Source organism: Dactylosporangium sp. NPDC051485 (genome assembly GCF_040682015.1).
Taxonomy (GTDB): Bacteria; Actinomycetota; Actinomycetes; order Mycobacteriales; family Micromonosporaceae; genus Dactylosporangium.
The window spans coordinates 1-4105 of the sequence record NZ_JBFAZW010000235.1; the positions used below are offsets into that span (position 1 = coordinate 1).

Consider the following 4105-nt stretch of genomic DNA (forward strand, 5'->3'; position numbering starts at 1 on the left):
GCCGGGGTGGCGGGCCTGCACGGCGGCCACCGCGGCCGGGTCGGCCCGGAACGCGGCCGCGATCAGGTCGGCCACCGGGTCGGGGGCCGGTGGCGGGGCGCCGCGGGCGATCAGGTCGTCCACGATGGACTCGTTGCCGTACAGCCGGGCGAGCGCGACCGGCGTCGAGCCGTCGCCCGGGGCCCAGGCCGGCCCGTCGCCGGTGAACGGGGACCGCACGTCGACGCCGTGCTCCGCCAGGAGCCGCACGCGATCGCGCTGGTCGTGCTCGACCGCCCAGCGCAGCAGGGTCCGCAGCATGTGCTCCGGGGTGGCCAGGCGCTCGCCCAGCCGGCGCCGCCAGGGTGAGTCGTGCGGGCGGCCCAGGCCGAACTCGAAGAGCAGCTGCAGGGGCTCGTCGTCGGGCGCGAACATGGTGTTGTACAGGGCCTGGCCGTCGTTGGGGTCGGCGCCGGCGGCCAGCAGCAGCCGGGCCAGCTCCCGCCACCGGGGATGGCGCGGCTGGTCGGCCGGTCCCCGCTCACCGTGCCCGATCAGGCCGGTCAGCGCGGTGAACGGCGGCACCAGGCCGCCGAACAGCTGCCCCTCGTCCGGGTCGGCGCCGGCCGCCAGGAGCCGCCGCGCGAGGTCCACCGGCCGGTCGCCGCCGACGCGGGAGTACGCCAGGTAGCTCAGGGGCCGCCACCCGAACGGCCCTCCGGGGCGGGTGGCGAGGCCCGGATCGGCGGCGAGGAGGCGCTCGGCGTCGCCGTCGCGGCCGGCCGCCGACGCCGCCCAGATGTGCTCCCGGGTCAGGTCCGGCCGGGCGTGCAGCAGCCGGCGGGCGGCCTCCCAGCGCTGGGGTCCGTCCTGCGAGGTGTACGTCAGGCAGGCCAGCCGGCAGAACTCGTCGGCGTTGTCCATGGCGCCACGATAGCGGGGAGAGGGGAGAATACGAGGAGAGGGAGAATAGCGGCATGCGCTCGGTCGGCTTGGTTCTGCACCCGGTGAAGCCCGTGCACGAGTCCGTCGCGGCGATCCTCGCCGCCGCCCGCGACCACCCGGTCCGCATCCTGGCCCGCGACAGCGACCGGACGCGCCTGCCGGAGCAGGTGCACACGGTGCCGGACCACGCGTTCGCGGGCGAGGTCGACGGGCTCATCGCGCTCGGCGGGGACGGCACGATGCTCGGCGCCATGCGGCTCACCGCCGAGCGCCCGGTGCCGATCCTCGGCGTCAACCACGGCAACCTCGGCTTCCTCGCCGAGATCGGGCCGGGCGAGCTGCCGGCCGCCCTGGTCCGCCTCGCCGAGGGCGACTTCACCATCGAGCGGCATGCCTGCCTGGAGGCGAGCGCGAAGGGCGCCGAGCTGTCGACCCGCTTCGGCTTCAACGACGTGGTGCTCGCCCGGGCCGCCCGCACCGGCGGCGTCTCCGTCGACCTGTGGGTCAACGGCGTGCAGTACGGCTACTACCGCGCCGACGCCGTGGTCGTGGCGACGTCGACGGGCTCCACGGCGTACAGCTATGCGGCCGGAGGCCCGATCCTCTCCCCGTCCTCGGACGCGCTGGTGATCACGCCGGTCGCCCCGATGTCCGGCATCGCCCGGGCGGTCGTCCTCGGCGCCGGGGACACCGTGACCCTGGCCGTGGCCGCGGACAGCGCCCCGATCGCGGTGGACGTCGACGGTACCGCGAGTGCCTCCCTCGACCGCGGCGGCGAGCTGAGCGCGACCCTGCGCCGCGGCGCCGCCGAGGTGGTCCGCCTGTCGGCCACCGACCACGCCCACCGCAGCCGGGTCAAGCTGAGCCTGCTCGACCTGCCCCTGCGCCCGGGCCAGCTGCTCGAGCTCATCCCGCCGGAGCTGCGCCAGCGGGCCCACGAGGCCATCGCCCGCGGCGAAGCAATCTCGACACTGTCCCGTTACCGACGGTGACTCCGGTCGTCGTTGCCGAGGATCGATGCGCCTGAACTTTCACGCGACGTCCTCGGAGTGTTCACCGTGCCCGATAACCACCGCCACGCCGTCGTCCTCGGCGCCAGCATCGCCGGGCTGACCGCGGCCCGCGCGCTGCGCGACACGTTCGGCCGCGTCACCGTCTTCGACCGCGACACCCTGCCCGACGGCTCCGCCCACCGCCGGGGCGTGCCCCAGGCCGAGCACGCGCACGGCCTGCTCGCCCACGGACGGGCCGTCCTGGAGGAGCTCTTCCCCGGCCTCGTCGCCGACCTGGCCGCCCGCGGCGCCGTGCCCGTGGACATCCAGCGCGACGTCGTGTGGGTCTTCGGGAACCGCCCGGCGCCCCGCGCGGCCTCCGGCCTGGCCGGGCTGTGCGTGAGCCGGGCGCTGCTGGAGTCGTACCTGCGCGAGCGGGTCGCCGCCCTGCCCGGCGTCACCGTCCTCGACGGCCACGAGGCCACCGGCCTGCGCTACGACGGCACGCGGGTGACCGGCGCGACGGTGCGCCCGGTCGCCGGCGGCGCGGACCGTGAGGTCCACGCCGACCTGGTCGTCGACGCGACCGGCCGCGGCAACCGGGGCGCCTCCTGGCTGGAGGCGCTGGGCTTCGAGCGCCCCGCCGAGGAGCGCATCGACGCCGGCACCGTCTACGTCTCCCGCGACTACCGCCGCGTCCCCGGCCGGGAGGACTTCGCCGCGATCCTCAACGCGCCCGGCGGCCCGGCCCGCCCGTACGGCGGCATCGCCCTCGGCACCGACGGTGACCGGTGGATGGTCACCCTGCTCGGCGTCGGCGCCGGCCAGGCCCCGCCGACCGACCACGACGGCTACCAGGCCTTCGCCGCCAAGCTGCCCGACCCGCGGCTGCACCGGCTGCTGTGCGCCGCCGAGCCGCTGGGCGACCCGGTGCGGCTGCGCCTGCCGGGCAGCGTCCGGCGCCGCTACGAGCGGCTGATCCGGCGGCCCGAGCGGCTGGTGTCCGTCGGGGACGCGCTGTGCAGCTTCAATCCGGCGTACGGCCAGGGCATGACCGTCGCCGTCGCCCAGGCCCGGGAGCTCGGCGCGGCCGCGCGGGACGGCCTGGACGGCCTGCCGGCCCGCTTCTACGCCCGGGCCGCCCGGATCATCGACGTGCCTTGGGACATGTCGGCCGGCGGTGACCTCGCCTACCCGCAGGTGCAGGGCCCGCGCAGCCGCCGGACCGACCTGCTCAACGCGTACGTGGCCCGGGTGCAGGCGGCGACCGGCCGGGACGCGGCGGTGGCCCGGCGCTTCCTGGAGGTCACCAACCTGGTCCGCCCGCCGCAGTCGCTGATGGCCCCGCCGATGCTGGCCCGGGTGCTGTGGCACGGCCGCCGCGCCGCTACCCCGGCGCCGGCCCCGGCCCCGCGCCCGGCGGTCCCCGTGTAGCCGTCCCGGCTGGCACAATGCGGCGGCATGATGGATCGATTCCTGCGGCACCTGCCGGTCGCCGGCCCGGGCGTGGCGTTCGAGGGCGGCATGCCCGGCTGGGAGATCTTCCCGTTCGAGGGCGACCTGCGGGTGAAGCCCCTCGAGGATCCGGTGCTGCCGGAGCCGCCGCGCGACGGCGAGGACGGCCCGGCCACGTGCTCGACCTGCCAGGACCCGGACCGCGACCTGGTCTGGCGGGACGAGCACTGGCTGGTGCGCCACGTCGGCGGCCCCACCGCCGTGCCGGTGACGCTGCTGCTGTGCCCGATCGCCCACCACGACCTGCACGACCTGCCGCCGGAGCGGGCCGCGGAGCTGGGGCCGATGGTGCAGCGGGTCGAGCGGGCGATCGTGGGGCTGGGCGGCATCGGCCGCGTGCACGTGATGAAGGTCGGCGACGGGGCGTCGCACCTGCACATGTGGCTGATGGCCCGGCCGGCGGGGCTGGGCCAGCTGCGGGGGAGCTGCCTCGCGCTGTGGGACGACCTGCTGCCCAAGCAGGACGAGGCCCAGTGGCAGGCGGTCCTGCGCGAGGTGGGCATGGCGTTGGCCGCAGACGGCGGTAGCGCTGTTTGAACCGATACGTCCGAGCCGGCACGACTTATCAGACTTATGCGGCGCCCCCGGTTTCAAGGGGTCGTTGCAACACCTGACTTGATCAGGGGTTGCCGTGTTCGAGATCCGGGTTGATCGTCGCCCGCAGGGGTGTAAAC

At 76.0% G+C, this 4105-nt stretch carries 4 protein-coding genes; 3 read left to right on the forward strand and 1 reads right to left on the reverse strand.

Features of this window, described 5'->3' with window-relative positions; translation table 11 throughout:
• On the reverse strand, positions 1-903 hold a 903-nt coding region (locus AB0M46_RS51115; RefSeq protein ID WP_363348999.1), incomplete at its 3' end, for a hypothetical protein.
• A 53-nt stretch (positions 904-956) separates the two neighbouring features.
• On the opposite strand from AB0M46_RS51115, the gene AB0M46_RS51120 reads away from it, so the two are divergent.
• The 3 genes from AB0M46_RS51120 (at position 957) to AB0M46_RS51130 (ending at position 3968) form a co-directional block, all read left to right on the forward strand.
• Positions 957-1916: an NAD(+)/NADH kinase gene (locus AB0M46_RS51120; RefSeq protein WP_363349001.1), complete on the forward strand. Its 960-nt coding sequence runs from the start codon at positions 957-959 to the stop codon at positions 1914-1916.
• Between the two features lie 66 nt (positions 1917-1982).
• Positions 1983-3350 carry an FAD-dependent monooxygenase gene (locus tag AB0M46_RS51125; RefSeq protein WP_363349003.1) on the forward strand — a complete coding sequence of 456 codons (1368 nt, stop codon included), beginning with the start codon at positions 1983-1985 and terminating at the stop codon, positions 3348-3350.
• 27 nt (positions 3351-3377) lie between these two features.
• Positions 3378-3968 (forward strand): hypothetical protein, encoded by a 591-nt coding sequence (locus tag AB0M46_RS51130; RefSeq protein ID WP_363349005.1) that lies wholly within the window; start codon positions 3378-3380, stop codon positions 3966-3968.
• Positions 3969-4105: the final 137 nt, after the last annotated feature.